This is a genomic window from Paenibacillus senegalensis JC66, from assembly GCF_000285515.1.
Classification (GTDB): Bacteria; Bacillota; Bacilli; order Paenibacillales; family NBRC-103111; genus Paenibacillus_L; species Paenibacillus_L senegalensis.
Map to the genome: position 1 here is coordinate 1,342,876 of NZ_HE610957.1, position 14,299 is coordinate 1,357,174.

The window sequence follows — 14,299 nt, forward strand, 5'->3', positions numbered from 1 at the left end:
GCGTTGAACTGCAGCTATATGTGTTCATGCAGTAAAGTAATTTCGTCCTTTGCATCTATCGATAAATTCTTATACATAGCCAGGTTAGCACACAAATAACAACGATCAGAGCTAGAGCTACAAATACAAAGTAACCACCCTTTGTTTTGGTCGTGGCATGTTCGTCATAAAACTCTGATTTGCGGCTATAGCCGAACCACATCTCGCCGATCAAGTTAAGCACAACAAGAATAAAGTTTTTAAAAATGCTCATTAGCAGAAGTCACCTCATCAAATAATTTCTCGTCTTTTCGTTTAAAATGGGGTTCCGCAACTTCACTCTATAAATTATAACATATATTTATTCTAGGATAAGTTTGACTATAACAGCTTTATTTTGTTGTGCAAACCGTCATGGCAGTGTTATTTCTGGTATAATTTTCTTGTTCGTGTCGTGAAAATGAGATTGACGCCTTAACTGTAAAGAGGTTAGGAAAAGACCGTCAGGCCATATTGGGCATTTTGTGAGTTGATTTGTAACCGTTTCGGGTTTTAACGCTCGCGCTCGTCCTTATTTTGCTCAGAAAGCGGTTTTCGGGACTTTTTGTCTCCATAAGAGCAAGGACGAGCGTTAGCATAGGACATCACGAAAGCATAGCCGCTGATCCTCCCGCAGACATAGTGCCGCAGGATTCGCGCTGATCTACCCACAGTATCGTGTGATTGGCATCGCTTGATAGCGCGCAAGCACAGCGCACAAATATATCGCGCTAGGAAACCTCGCATCCACCTTTCCATTATCCTGCTACCACGCACAGCGGACGACGGAGATTACAACGAAGCAAAAAGCTCTGTCCATACCTTTTCAGAATATCATCCTTATAACATGAAAATAAAGAAACGTTATTAGGACGCATATAATATGGGCGAAAGGAGATGGATTATGATCCATCAAATACGTAAAGTGATGCTTGGAGGAACGTACCAATGGTTTACGATACGCGGCAGGCATGCCGATCTTCCCCTTCTGCTCTTTCTTCATGGAGGCCCTGGAAGTCCGCAAGCCGGTGCTCTTCGCAAATTCAATCGTGAGCTTGAAGAGCATTACCTGGTCGTCAATTGGGACCAACGGGGCAGCGGCAAATCTTACAATGCCCAGATACCCCCTGATACGATGAACATCGCACAGCTTCTCTCCGATGCTCATCAGCTTGTGCAGCTGCTTCTGAATGAACATTCCCGGCACAAAGTATTTATTGTAGGACATTCAATGGGGGCTTTGCTCGGTATGCTATATGTTCATCAACACCCCGAGTTTGTGCAGGCCTTCGTTGGTATTAATCAGCCGGTCAACCGTTCGGAGGAAGAAACCCTTTCTTACAGCTACTGCTTGCAAAAAGCTAGGGACAAAGACTTACGCAAAGCCATTCTCCAGTTGGAGCGCATTGGCCCTCCGAATCACGGCAGCTACTCCTCTATGGATGATTTAGTCATTCAGAGAAAATGGCTCACCCGGTTTGGCGGTGTCACCCACAAAAAAAACGCGCTCTCTATCAATATTCATTGCCTGCTTAGCTCCCATTTTTCCTGGAAAGACCGGCTGAATTTTATGAAGGGCTTTACCTACACCATGCAGCATATGTGGCAGGAATTCAACCATGTAAACCTGTTTGAGGCCGTATCTGCGGTTGAGGTTCCGCTCGTGTTCATTAAAGGCTGCCATGACAAAATTGTCCACGACTTTATTGACCCTTACTGCCGATCAATAAGCGCTCCGTACAAAGAAATTGTGCAATTCGATCAATCCGGGCATCTGGCTTGTTTTGAAGAACCTGAGCTTTTTAATCAGCTGATGGTTAAACGTGTCCGCGAACTCGCATAAATCACTTGCATAGCCACTTACATAGTTACTTACACAGCTGCTTGCAAAGTTCCTTACATAGTTCCTTACATACTTCTTGCATAGCTACTTGCAAAGTTCCTTACATAGTTCCTTACATACTTCTTGCATAGCTACTTGCAAAGTTCCTTACATAGTTACTTGCAAGCTATATGCAAAGTTCCTTATATAGTCACTTACATGCTATTTACATAGCTGTAAGATTCCATGGAATTTTTGTGCCGAGCGCCTCGCTCAAAAATTCCCTGACCGTCTGGCCTATTCTACTCTGATGTAGTCTGCTTCTGACCTATCCTATCCCATAATAATAAATGGATTAACTCGGCTGCAAAGGATTTAGCTCGGCAGCTGCAGACCGAACCCGGAACTCTCTGATTGATATACGATTCTTCCTCCCAGCAGAGTCAGCCTAACATCGAATTTGCTGTCGAGCATCACTAAATCTGCTGACTTGCCAGGAACAAGCGAACCAGTACGATTGTCAATCCCCAATTTCCGAGCCGGCGTCAAGCTGGCTATGCAGACCGCTTCAACCAGGGATAGACCCATATGCTGGACGGCATTTCCCACTGCCCGATTCATCGTCAACGTGCTGCCGGCCAGTTCACCTGTTGGCAGGCGCACGATCCCACTTTTAACGGTCAGCTTTCTTCCAGCCGGCCCCGGATACTCGCCATCCGGCATCCCTGTTGCCCGGCTCGCATCCGTTATTAGAACCGTGCCCGCCGTCCCCTTGTTATGAAACAGCAATTGGCCGCTAGCCGGATGGACATGAATCGTGTCCATAATTAATTCCGCCGCAACCCGGTCATCCATCAGCAGAGCGGCCAGCATCCCCGGCTCCCGGTGGGTGAATCCGCGCATTCCATTAAAGCAATGGGTAATGTGACGGACTCCCCGATCGATAGCCCGCTTCATTTCATCATGGTTCGGACCGCAGTGGCCTGCCGATACGATAACTCCCTGCTCAGCTAGCCAAGAGATTAAGACATCCGCACCCTCTAGCTCCGGAGCCAGTGTACAGAGTCGCAGAGTTTCGCCGGAGAGTCTAATCCAACGCTCAGCCCAGTCCACAGAAGGAGGCAGCAGATCGTCGGCGTTCTGCGCCCCCTTAAACTGTTCATTGAGGAACGGTCCCTCCAGGTGAATTCCCAGCGGGACAGCTCCATATGGATCAGGCTGCTGCACATATTGGCCCAAACGCTCCACAGCCGCTGAGGCTACCTCTGCTGGTACCGTCCGGGTAGTCATCAAAAGACCGGTCGTTCCATGCTTGACATGGAACCGGCATACCCTTGCCGCGGCCAAAGGATCATCATCCATAAAATCCGCACCGGCCCCTCCATGTACATGCAGATCGATAAATCCAGGTACAAGGTAGGAGCCTTCCGCATCCAGCGCCAATATATCTGCGGGAAGACTATCAATATCCATGGCTTGCCCGATATGAGCGATAACACCGTCCTTAATGAGCACAATCGCCGATTCAATCACTTCTGTTTCGGTAACAGCCTTTGCATTATATATATAAATATTGCTTGTGTCCTTCACTATTTCCCAACCTCCCAAAATCTAAAAGACGTATCCTTTCAAGTTAAACGCGAAAAAACCAGGCCTGCGGCCCCGATCATTCCCGCTTGATTGCCCGCCTGCGCAGCACGAACCGTGACAGACTTCTTTGGGGACATAGCGCTTAACGCCTCTTCCAGACGGCTCCACCATACGGAACTGGATGCAGTCAAGCCTCCGCCGAGAACAATAGCTCCTGGATCCAATAGGTTGTGGAGCGTAATTAGGGCGCTGGACAAGTCCTTGACAAATTGGTCAATAACCTCCAATGCTGCGGGGTGGCCTTCTGCACATTGCTGAATAAGCCTATGGCTGTTCCACTCCGGATGTACAGCTTGAGCGGCACGGTTAAGCGCTGTCCCTGAGACATATTGTTCCAGGCAGCCCCGCTGGCCGCAGCCGCACAGCGTGCCGCCGGGCTTTAAGATCATATGGCCCACTTCACCCGCGGCTCCGCGTTCGCCGTATATGAGCCTGCCTTCATTGACCAAAGCCCCGCCTACTCCAGTGCCTAGAGCAACAAAAGCAAACGATTGGATATCCCCCAAAGCACCTGCCCATAGCTCTCCAATTGCTGCAGCATTCACATCATTATCGACATGCACCGGGATGCCGAACTTTTCGTGTATCAGCTTAGCCAGCGGAGTGCCGGCGCACCCCGGAAGGTTAGCCGCTGCCAAGATGGTGCCGGTAACCGGATCAATTCTGCCGGCTGAACCGATGCCGATGCCCGCTACCGGCTCCTGAGCTTCATGCATCAGCTCAGTGATTAAAGAAAACAGCGCCCGCAGGATTCCTTCTCTTCCTTCTTCAACGGGGGTACGCACCGATAGCTGGTATTTCAGTTCTCCCTCCCTATTAACAACGGCCCCTTTAATGCCCGTGCCGCCCAAGTCGATGCCCAAGCAGGTTCCCGCCTGCGAATCATAAGCCGCCACTTACATCCACCCCTCAATACGAAAATAGTTATGTATCGTGTTTTGTTTAGGCTAGCGTCTTTTACTAGACAAGTGTCCTTTATTCAAACTAGTTTGTGAATAGAATACCACAATTTTGAAAACGCCCCCAGCTTTAAACCATATGATTTTTAATTTTTCTGGCTCAAAACTTAAACTAGTGGTTGACCCTTTTGGTTACGTCTTATAGCTATTACCTATAAACAAAATAGTTTTTATATATTTTCATAATGAACTCTCTTGTGTAAAAATGAATCTAAAGCAACGGCCCCACCATTTTGCAACCTGAGGAGGTCCTTTATATGAACTCACAAAACCAGTGGAACCCTGATGTCTATGATCAAAAGCTAAGCTTTGTTTCCGGATACGGGGAAGATGTGCTGCAGTGGCTTGCCCCGAAGGCCGGGGAACGGATTGTTGATCTGGGCTGTGGAACGGGAGTTTTAAGCGAGCAAATTCGGCTTGCAGGAGCTCATATTATTGGCATTGATTATTCTAAAGAAATGATTTTAAAAGCAAAAGCCAAATATCCGGACATTATGTTTATAGTCGATAACGCCTATACGTTTCAGCTGGACTCGCAGGTCGATGCCGTATTCTCCAACGCTGCGCTGCACTGGATGAACCAGCCGGCCAAGGCTGCCGCAAGCATTTGGAATGCGCTGAAGCCAGGGGGCCGCTTTGTCGCCGAGTTTGGCGGTGCAGGCAATGTCGAGACGATCGTTCAGTCTTTGTCCGAAGTATTATCTGAAGATTTTGGGCTTGATGCGGCAAGCCGGAACCCGTGGTATTTTCCCAGCATCGGGGCTTACTGCAGCTTGCTGGAGCAAACAGGCTTTCAAGTCAAGCTGGCGCATCACTTTGACCGTCCCACCCGGCTGCCGGATGGGGAGGCGGGAGTGGATACCTGGCTCAAAAATCTGGCCGGCGACTTCTTTGTTGGGTTTACTTCCGAACAAATAGACAGGGCGGTACAGCGTACACGTTCCTTGGTAGTCTCCAAGTTGTGGAAAGAAGATGCGGTATACGCCGACTACAAAAGACTCCGAATCGCTGCCTATAAGCCGCAATTTTGAATTAAGGGAATAAAACCGCTATAATGTCAGGAACTGCAACCTTTCCCATGGAAGATCCAGGCTTCACCAAAAAAGGAGGTTCTGATCATTATGGCACACCAAACAGATACGATTGTAAAACATTCTCTGCAGGCACTGCTGGAAGATTCCTCATTTCTGCCCAGTCTGCAGCATCAAGACCGGGAGCGTGCATTTACTTCGTTAGCCACTATTTTGACGACACCCAATCATATTCATAAATCCTATTTGCGGGTAGCAAGAGACGATGCGTCGGTGGTACGCATTCCCGCTTTTCGCATTCAGCATAATGATACGCTGGGGCCGTACAAGGGCGGAATCCGGTTTCACGAAACCGTAAATGAAGAAGAGGTTCTTAACCTGGCCACTTTGATGACGTTAAAAAATGCCCTGCACGAGGTGCCTTTTGGCGGAGGCAAAGGGGGGGTAGCCATTCATCCCAGACAATTTTCCGATAGAGAATTGAATAAGATTTGCAAGAAGTATGTTCAGTACTTTAATGATGTCCTCGGTCCGGACAAGGATATCCCGGCGCCTGATGTTGGTACGGGTGAAAGGGAAATGGACTGGATGATGTCTGAATATAAAAGCATTAACCCCGGCAAGCCTTACCTGGGAAGCTTCACAGGCAAAAGCGTCATGAGCGGCGGCTCATTGGGACGCCGGGAAGCTACCGGCAAGGGGGTTTACTTTACACTCCGTTACATGCTGCACGACTTTTTGCAGGATCAGACCAACTGGCTGTCCGACAGTGACAACCCCTTTGCCAGAACCGCTTTGGCCCATGCCGGGAAACCTCTCAGAATGGCGGTGCAAGGGTTCGGCAATGTAGGCTCGGTCGCTGCTCTTGAGGCTTACCAGTGCAAGCATCTGCAAAACAAATTAGTGGCGGTCAGTGACCGGAATGTTACTTTGTACAACGATGACGGCCTCGATGTTCCGGCTCTTGCCGCCTTCGCCCGAAAGCATGGAGAGCTGCCAACAAAAGAAGAGCATCTGACGGAAGCCGGAGTTAAAGCTGAGCTGCTAAGTCATGAGGAAGTGCTCTATTTACAGGTGGACGTGCTCATTCTAGCCGCCCTCGAGGACCAGATTCGCCAAGATAACGTGGAAAAAGTGAAAGCCCGCATCATCGTTGAAGGAGCCAACGCACCTGTATCCGGAGAAGCCGACACCTGGCTGAATGATCAGGGAGTGATCGTCATACCGGATATATTGGCCAATGCCGGAGGGGTTATTGTCTCTTATTTCGAATGGCTGCAGGGGCGCGACACAAGGTTTCTAAGCGAACCGGAAGTGTTTAATCTCTTGTACGATAAAATGACTTCTACAATGAAAGCGATTCTTCCCTTTTATTTCGGCAACCCGGCTTCCCTCCGTGAAAACTGTTATGTTCTTGCGGTACGCAAGCTTTGTACCAAGCTTTATCTTCAAGGAAAGCTGTACTAAAATGCAAAGGCGGATCCCTCCAAGCGGGTTCCGCCTTGATTATTTGATTTTACGGCTGGCTGTTCTTGCCGCTCGCTTTGAGCATTTCCGCCATGGCTCCGATGCTGCCTAGTGTATCAATCGCTCCCGTCGGGATAAACACTTTATTGGCCTCGCCCTTAGCCAGCTCCTCCAGCGCCTCAAAGGATTTATAGGTCAGCACTTGGCTGTCTAGTCCAGCCTGCTTCAAGTTCTCTATCCGGTTTCTTTCTGCGGAAGCAACCAGCTCGATCGCTTTGGCTTCTCCTTCCGCCTCGAGCTCTTGCGCGGCTTTCAGCCCTTCCGCCTGACGGATGCGGGCCTCCTTCTCCCCTTCCGCCTGCAAGATTTGACTTTCCTTTTGCCCCTGTGCTCTCAGGATCGCATCCTGCTTAGCCGCCTCTGCCTGCAATATGACCGCTCTGCGTTCCCGGTCCGCCTGCATCTGTTTGTTCATCGCTTCCTGAATCTCTACCGGGGGCAGAATGTCGACGATTTCTACCCGGTTGATGCGCACTCCCCATTTTTCAGTCGCTTCGTCCAAAGCAAGGCGGATTTCTATGGAAATGCGGTCCCTTCCGGATAGCGTTTCATCCAGCTCCAGCTTTCCAATGATTTGCCTCATCGTTGCATTGCTTATGTTTTTAACACCTTCCACATGGTTTTGAATCCCGTATGTAGCCAGATGCGGATCTGTGACTTGAAAGAAGATGACCGTATTGATGTCTACCTGGGCGTTGTCCTTCGTAATAACCTTCTGGGGCGGGACATTAAGCTGGCGAATCCGCAGATCATGGCGTTCCCGGACAAGATCAAGAAAAGGAATAATAATCCGGATGCCGGCCTCCAACTGCCGGTGGTACTTACCGAGCCGCTCAATCACCGCGACTTGCTGCTGCGGGATAATCTTGACCGTATAAATGGCAATGACGAGCACCAAAATGAAAAAAACGATAGCTAACACAAGCACAATCGCTTATCCTCCTGTCGAATTAGATTCGTCCAGCTTTTGTACAATCAATACCGTGCCGCTGCGGGCGGTGATCTTGACCCGGTCCTGCGCCTTCAAATGTTGGGTGCTGCGTGCGCTCCAGCTCTCTCCGTTAAGCTTGACAGTGCCCAGTTGCCCAGCAGGAAAATCATCCTCCACAATTGCCTGCTGGCCTATGATCGGAGTATCCCGAAAGCCTTCAGATTTGCGAAAAAAACGCCGGGTCAGCGGCTTCGTTGCCAGCGTAAGCACCAGGGTCAGCGCACTCCCAGCAAAAATCTGCACAGCAAGCGCCTCCGGCATAAACCAGGCCAACAGCGTAGCGAATAGGGCGCCGGCAGCAATCCACAAGCAGATAAAGGTAAATGTAACAATTTCCAAAATCAGAAAGGCAATTCCGAGCAGGAGCCAGATCAACCACCAGCTCATTTGCTATCCTCCTCTCAAACGGGAACTTTAAATCTTACTTCATATGTATGCCTTGAACCCTAAAATAACCCTACAAACTTATAGGGGCCGACGATCGCCGGGCGGGAAGCTCACATGCTGCGAAGTTTTAGCTTCGAATCTTTACCTATCCCTTGTGCCGGTCCCCGAAGCCGTTGAACACCGTTATTTGATACCAAAAACGTGGGCCAAAAATCGGATCCTAGCGACGGCGAGTTCTCCGCGAGTCGCCGATTCGATCAGGCTGATATCCAGCAGGACAAACGGCCTGCCGGCTTGCTTGTTAAAGTAGTTCGCAGCCAAACCCGCTTTACTCCGGATGATTCCCCGCCGGACCTCCCATCCTATACGGGGTCGTCACATTTTCATAAGACAGGTGCATCGACATACCGAGCGCGGCGTGATTCAGGTCATGACAGTGATCCATCCACATTCCCGGATTGTTGGCCTCGAAGGCGACCTCATACACCTCGCCCGGCTTGACCAGCAGGGTATCCAGAACGAGCGGGCTGCCCTCCAGCGGCTTGCCGTTTTTGCTTACAACATGGATGTGATGGCCGTGCAGATGCATCGGATGATGCGCAAACGTCCGGTTGTAAATAGTCGACTTCACGAGATCTCCCTCCCGCACCATAAAGGTAGGGGTGTTCGGAAACGTTTTGCCGTTAATAGCCCACAACGCATTGCCCTGTCCATTATGGCTGCCTAAATAAATCATATCAAGAAGCACCGTGAATTCCCTGTCAAATTCGGTGTCAGCACTAAAAGGTGATGCTTCCGGGTCAGGTGAGCCGTATCGGGTTGGATCCAACACGGGCATGCGTGTCCGGCGGGAATCGTACAGCGAAGGCTCGCCTTTTCCATCGCTGCTGTATACAATGGCCGCGTCCGATCCATGCAGCTGAAGGGTTACCGGAGTATCCGGCATCGTAAACGTGACGTCATATCTTCCGCCGCCCCCGATTTCCAGCAGAACGTCGCTTAGCTGCCCAGGCTCATTCAGGTCGTACCCGTCAATCGCGGCTATTGTATAGGCTGTGCCGTGCAGCCCGAAAATCTTCGTTAAGCTGCTCGAATTCACCAGACGAATTCTCATCTCCGTTCCTGGAGCGACGGTTTCGTGCCGGACCGTGTCGAAGTTATCCAGAGTCGTGGCAACTGTTTCATGGCCTTCGATCCAGTCATGAGCCATTGTCGTAATATCCAAGGAGTTTGGAGCGGGCTCCTGATGCTCAGGCAAAATGACGAACGAGCCGAACAGCCCCTTTTGCACTTGAATAGATGAAACTTGATGGGAGTGGTACCAGTGGCTTCCGACCTCTTCGACAACGAAACGATAAGTGAACGATTCGCCGGGAAGCACGGCATCCTGGGTCATGCCCGCCACACCGTCTTCGGCATTCGGCACATCGATGCCGTGCCAGTGGAGGGTAACCCCTTGCTCAATATCCCGGTTTACGATTGTAACCTCAACCAGATCTCCTTGGTTGACCACTAGCTCGGGGCCAGGCACTTGACCATTGTAGGTCCAAGCTTCGATCGTTTTTCCGGAGCTGAGTTCGATGGTCTTTTTTTCTGCAACAAGTGTAAACCGCTTGTCGGCTTCTCCCGTCTGGGGGCCGGTCAGTTCGGTAACACTTATCGCCGCTTCGCTGGGCGCCGCCTGTTGACCGTGACTGTGGCCATGCTGATGCATCCCATCCACAGCAAACTCAACACCTCCACCGAAATCGACCATATGATGACTAACCATGGCCATTGTATCGGGAAGCTTGCTGCTGTAAATGGACCAGGCATAGCCTCCACTTAGAAGCAGGCAGGATGCGGTGACAAGTGAGGAAGCGCGAACCACTTGAACTACTCTGCCCGGAGTGCGGTAACGCAGCCGGTGGAAGCGGTTCTTGTGAAGCCACCATAATATAGCGGCACTGCCGGTTAGGATAGCAAGATAGGCTATTGCTTCCGTGGTATCAGGTACAGCAGGGATGTTCATGGTGAGCAGGTGAAAAACAAGCAGACTTCCGATGAACATCGAATGAATAGGCACAACCATCGTGACGAGTGTATCGGGATCAACAGGTCCGTTGTACTTCCATTTGGGCTGGGACATAATCATGACGAATAACGCCGGGAAGGCCGCTACGGGCAGCATCACGACAAGCCGGTCGAGTGCGAACCACGGTCCTAACAGAAGCATGATCAACAGAACATTAACAAGCCATAGGAAAAATATACTGATCCCGGTAATCAGTCCGTACCGGACGATGATTCTCCACAGGTTCTCCTTCTCCTTTCGAAACACGGCATAGGCATAGTTGGCCGCACAAAGGCTGTTGATCCCCCATACGCCAGCAAATGCCATTAACAAGAGAAATTCTATACCGTATAAAGCTTCTAGCATACGGAGCCTCCATTCAGTTGAGACACTTTCTCGTTCCACCGGACCGGATAATCGTACATCCAGGACAGCGACTGTTTATTGGATGCCTTCAGAAATTGCGGGAGCATGAGATCGCGGAAAAACACTTGAACCGGGCTGGTCGCGTGTTTGCGCTGGCCGATGGAACGCGAATAACGCACAATCCGTTCTACCCGTTCCTTTCTTAGCTGCTGGAAAAGAGCAAACGCTTGGTGGATATGCTCACTATCTCTCACGCATTTGGCAAGTACGAGAGCATCCTCCAGAGCGAGCGATGCGCCTTGACCCGCATTCGGAGAAACGGCATGAATGGCGTCTCCGATCAGCACGGCTCTATTGGTATGCCACACCGGCTGGGTAAGCATATCGTAGATGGGGTAGGCGTTGATGTTGGCATCAGTTCCCTGGATAATGTCCAGAATCGGAGCCGGATCATCGCTATATAGATCGTCAATCGTTTTCCTCCATTGAGCCTCCGGGATCGATTGCAGGCTTTTGCGTGTTGGCGTTCCATTCATAGACATGTTGCCGAACCAGTAAATCTCTCCATCCTCTTTTACTAAATAGCCGAAAAATGCGCGTTTGCCAAACACCATATTTTGAACGCCGGGCTCAGGAGCGAGGCCTTGTACGCGAGAAAAGCCGCCAAAGCTGATCAGGCCAGTAAAAGAAGGGGGTGCGGCATCAGGTAAAAGCTCTTTACGTACCCGGGAGTGAATCCCGTCACAGCCGATCAAAAAATCTCCGGTTGTCGAGCTGCCGTCATGAAAGTAAGCCGTTATTTCATTTCCGCTTCTTTCTATCCCGGTCAGTTTTTTTCCAAAAGAAACGGGAATGTTCTCTCGTTCCGTTTGCTCCAGCAGCACCTGCTGCAGCAGGCTTCGCTTAACCGTTACCCCATGAGGCTTGTGCGGATCACCGATTGCGCCTAACTGCTTGCCTGCACCATTGCGAAAGCTCATCACCCGCATTTCAAAGCCGGACTCCCGGATGGCTTCACCAACTCCAAGCTCGTCTAATACGCCAAGCCCATTGCGCCCAACATTGAGGAACAAGCCACCATAAGGGTTTGGCTCCTCCTCAGCTTCAAAAACTTCCGGTAAACAGCCGGCCCGTTTTAAAAACAAGGCAGCCGCCGGTCCGGCAACTCCTCCTCCGATAATTAGCGCTTTTTTCATGAATTTCATTGTTTTTGTTCTCCTTTCGTTACGTAATTATGTGTTATGTGATTAAATATTATCTTAAAAATTAAGATAATAAGTTAAATAAAATACTTAAAAGAAAGATACTAAGTGGGTGAAAATCTTCAAGATGATTCAAGATGAGTACCAAGTGGATTGAATCTTAAAAATTAAGATAAATATTCAGAGTCCCTAACGTTACAATTAATTGGACGATGTAATCTAGATTCTTTAAAGTCCTCACCATGTAAATTAGCGCTGTACTTGCTATAATCTTAATTATTAAGATAATTAACCCCGGATTGCTGAAATCTTAAAAATTAAGATAAATGGTTACAGTTGTTTTTCATTCCCTTATGTAGGATACAATGCTTCTCACATAGGTAACACCGTCTTAAGATCAGCAAGCAAACTAGACTTTAGTCGTGGAACCAGTCTATAATATGACCACAAAGTGGAACGGATGTTTTGCAGAAAAAAGGGAGATGCAAATTATGGACCCTAAACGACCTATACCCGATTCCAAGCTCGAGCAATTTCTTGAGGAAGAATCGAAGGGGATGTCTACCCAAACGATAATGTTCCATCAGATGGTGGCGGCTTATCTTGGTCTTAATATTACGGATCATAAAATATTGGATTTCGTGCTGGGAGCCGGAAAAGTAACGGCCGGACGGCTTGCGGAAATGACCGGGCTGACGACTGGAGCGATAACGAGTGCACTGAACCGCTTGGAGAAGTCTGGATATGTCCGCAGGGTAAAGGATCCCGGCGATCTTCGTATAGTATGGGTGGAGCCCCAGTCGGACAACTTGTACAAGCTCAAGGAGGTTTTCGCTCCACTAGCTCAAGCGATGAACGGCCTTTACTCGAAATACAAACCTGAAGAACTGCGGCTGCTGCTTGATTTTCTGGAGCAGTCGAATCGGATTATGGCAGAGCAGACGCAGCGGCTAAAGGAGCAGGTGCGTAAAGGAAAAGCAGCACCAAATCATGAAGAGGCATGAGTTATTCTTTTTTCAGTTTGCGTTAGCCTTTAATGCTTGTCATGAAACTGCCGATTAACTGTGAATGACAGTTGCGCAGAGGGTGGTGGGGACGTTGCGCTCGTCCCTCTTTGTCGCCTGTTCGTTGCCTGGACTCGATCCGCTGCGCTCTCCCCTCTTTTTTCTCTGTCGTTGCCCGGACTCGATCCGCTGCGGATTCAAACGCTCGCCATTGTCCTTATTTTTCATTTTTTGGGTTTTTGTCACAGATAAGAGCGAGGAGGAGCGTTAGAAATAAAACCCCTGCTTTTTCGGCTAAATAAGAGCGAGGGCGAGCGTTAGCGTAAGACAGCACACGGGCCGCCTAAAGAAACAGCGGCCTGCCGCTTAGTTTAGAGCTGCAGAAGACGGACTGCAAGCATTACGGCAAACAGAAAACCACCCCCTGCAATCCAATAATAGTCACGATGCTGCATCTGCAGGTGAACCGAAGTAGTTCTCTGCTGACTGATGGATGTGTATCCCCTCATTTCCAGGGCCTGCGAAGTTTGCTCGGCCAATTGTAGAAGGGAGAGAACAAAAGGAATGCTGACCGCCGGCAAATCCTTTATTTTGACCGTACCTGGCTTCGCAGCAGAACGGCCGCGGGCCCGGGCAATTCGCGAGAACCGCTGCCATTCCTGAAACATTAGAGGGATGAAGCGAAATATGAGCGCCACCGAAAGCGCCAAAGCTTCCACCGGGAATCCCCAGCGCTGCATAAAGGCAAGAGACTGCTTAAGCCCCTGTTTCATTCTTAAATACCCGACCGCAAGAGGAAAAATAACACCAAGTACCATAGCACAGCCAAGTTTGCCCAGTTGTAGTGCGGTAGCCCAAGCAGGCTGAAATGAAAAGCCGATCTCTAGCAGCGAGTTTCCGGCAAAGGAAAGCTGTAAACCGGACACAACGGCCGTGACCCCGATAAAGATCAGCAGCACCTTGATCACCTTCTGCACCGAATGCCAGCCTACCTTACTGATCGTAAAAGCTGCCGTTGTAATCGCTATGGAAACGATAAGGCCCGTAAGACTGTTTTGCAGAAAGATGCCGATAGACAGCAGCATGTAAACAAGCCAGAGCGCTCGCGGATCACGCTCCTTAAGCCTCCCCAAAGCAGCTGCCCGCGAGTCCCGCGATGCGGGCGGCGCGGCGCTTTCGCTCGCTGCAGGCTCCGGCGCGGGCAGCACGGCGCTTTCGCTCGCTGCGGGCTCCGGCGCGGGCAGCACGGCGCTTTCGCTCGCTGCGGGCTCCGGCGCGGGCAGCACGGC

At 50.1% G+C, this 14,299-nt stretch carries 12 protein-coding genes; 4 read left to right on the forward strand and 8 right to left on the reverse strand.

Annotated elements, in window-relative coordinates:
- Positions 1-55 precede the first annotated feature (55 nt).
- Positions 56-253, reverse strand: coding sequence for a hypothetical protein (locus PSHG_RS06275; protein ID WP_010270938.1), 198 nt, complete (start codon positions 251-253; stop codon positions 56-58).
- 669 nt (positions 254-922) lie between these two features.
- On the opposite strand from PSHG_RS06275, the gene PSHG_RS06280 reads away from it, so the two are divergent.
- Positions 923-1,861, forward strand: a complete 939-nt coding sequence (locus tag PSHG_RS06280) for an alpha/beta fold hydrolase (protein ID WP_010270940.1) — start codon at positions 923-925, stop codon at positions 1,859-1,861.
- A gap of 354 nt (positions 1,862-2,215) precedes the next feature.
- Here the strand turns inward: PSHG_RS06280 and nagA are convergent, their stop codons facing one another.
- Both nagA and PSHG_RS06290 read right to left on the reverse strand, forming a co-directional pair.
- On the reverse strand, positions 2,216-3,430 hold the full coding sequence (nagA, locus tag PSHG_RS06285) for an N-acetylglucosamine-6-phosphate deacetylase (protein WP_010270943.1): 1,215 nt from the start codon (positions 3,428-3,430) through the stop codon (positions 2,216-2,218).
- Positions 3,431-3,468: 38 nt separating this feature from the next.
- Positions 3,469-4,386 carry an ROK family protein gene (locus PSHG_RS06290; protein WP_010270945.1) on the reverse strand — a complete coding sequence of 306 codons (918 nt, stop codon included), beginning with the start codon at positions 4,384-4,386 and terminating at the stop codon, positions 3,469-3,471.
- Positions 4,387-4,706: 320 nt separating this feature from the next.
- Between PSHG_RS06290 and PSHG_RS06295 the strand changes: the two genes are divergently transcribed.
- Entirely contained in the window at positions 4,707-5,480 is a 774-nt protein-coding gene (locus tag PSHG_RS06295; RefSeq protein WP_010270947.1) for a class I SAM-dependent methyltransferase, read from the forward strand.
- A 90-nt stretch (positions 5,481-5,570) separates the two neighbouring features.
- Positions 5,571-6,947: a Glu/Leu/Phe/Val family dehydrogenase gene (locus PSHG_RS06300; RefSeq protein ID WP_010270949.1), complete on the forward strand. Its 1,377-nt coding sequence runs from the start codon at positions 5,571-5,573 to the stop codon at positions 6,945-6,947.
- A 49-nt stretch (positions 6,948-6,996) separates the two neighbouring features.
- Here PSHG_RS06300 and PSHG_RS06305 read toward each other — a convergent pair whose 3' ends face one another.
- The 4 genes from PSHG_RS06305 to PSHG_RS06325 form a co-directional block, all read right to left on the reverse strand.
- Positions 6,997-7,938: an SPFH domain-containing protein gene (locus PSHG_RS06305; RefSeq protein ID WP_042121176.1), complete on the reverse strand. Its 942-nt coding sequence runs from the start codon at positions 7,936-7,938 to the stop codon at positions 6,997-6,999.
- A 3-nt stretch (positions 7,939-7,941) separates the two neighbouring features.
- Positions 7,942-8,385 carry an NfeD family protein gene (locus tag PSHG_RS06310; protein WP_010270954.1) on the reverse strand — a complete coding sequence of 148 codons (444 nt, stop codon included), beginning with the start codon at positions 8,383-8,385 and terminating at the stop codon, positions 7,942-7,944.
- A 328-nt stretch (positions 8,386-8,713) separates the two neighbouring features.
- Entirely contained in the window at positions 8,714-10,804 is a 2,091-nt protein-coding gene (locus PSHG_RS26705; RefSeq protein WP_010270957.1) for a multicopper oxidase family protein, read from the reverse strand.
- Positions 10,798-12,009, reverse strand: a complete 1,212-nt coding sequence (locus tag PSHG_RS06325; RefSeq protein ID WP_010270959.1) for an FAD-dependent oxidoreductase — start codon at positions 12,007-12,009, stop codon at positions 10,798-10,800. Before PSHG_RS06325 ends, PSHG_RS26705 begins: the two co-directional genes overlap by 7 nt.
- A 488-nt stretch (positions 12,010-12,497) precedes the next feature.
- On the opposite strand from PSHG_RS06325, the gene PSHG_RS26710 reads away from it, so the two are divergent.
- Entirely contained in the window at positions 12,498-13,010 is a 513-nt protein-coding gene (locus PSHG_RS26710) for a MarR family winged helix-turn-helix transcriptional regulator (RefSeq protein ID WP_010270962.1), read from the forward strand.
- Between the two features lie 371 nt (positions 13,011-13,381).
- Here PSHG_RS26710 and PSHG_RS30845 read toward each other — a convergent pair.
- A partial coding sequence (locus PSHG_RS30845) for an energy-coupling factor transporter transmembrane component T (protein WP_010270964.1) occupies positions 13,382-14,299 on the reverse strand: 918 nt, incomplete at its 5' end.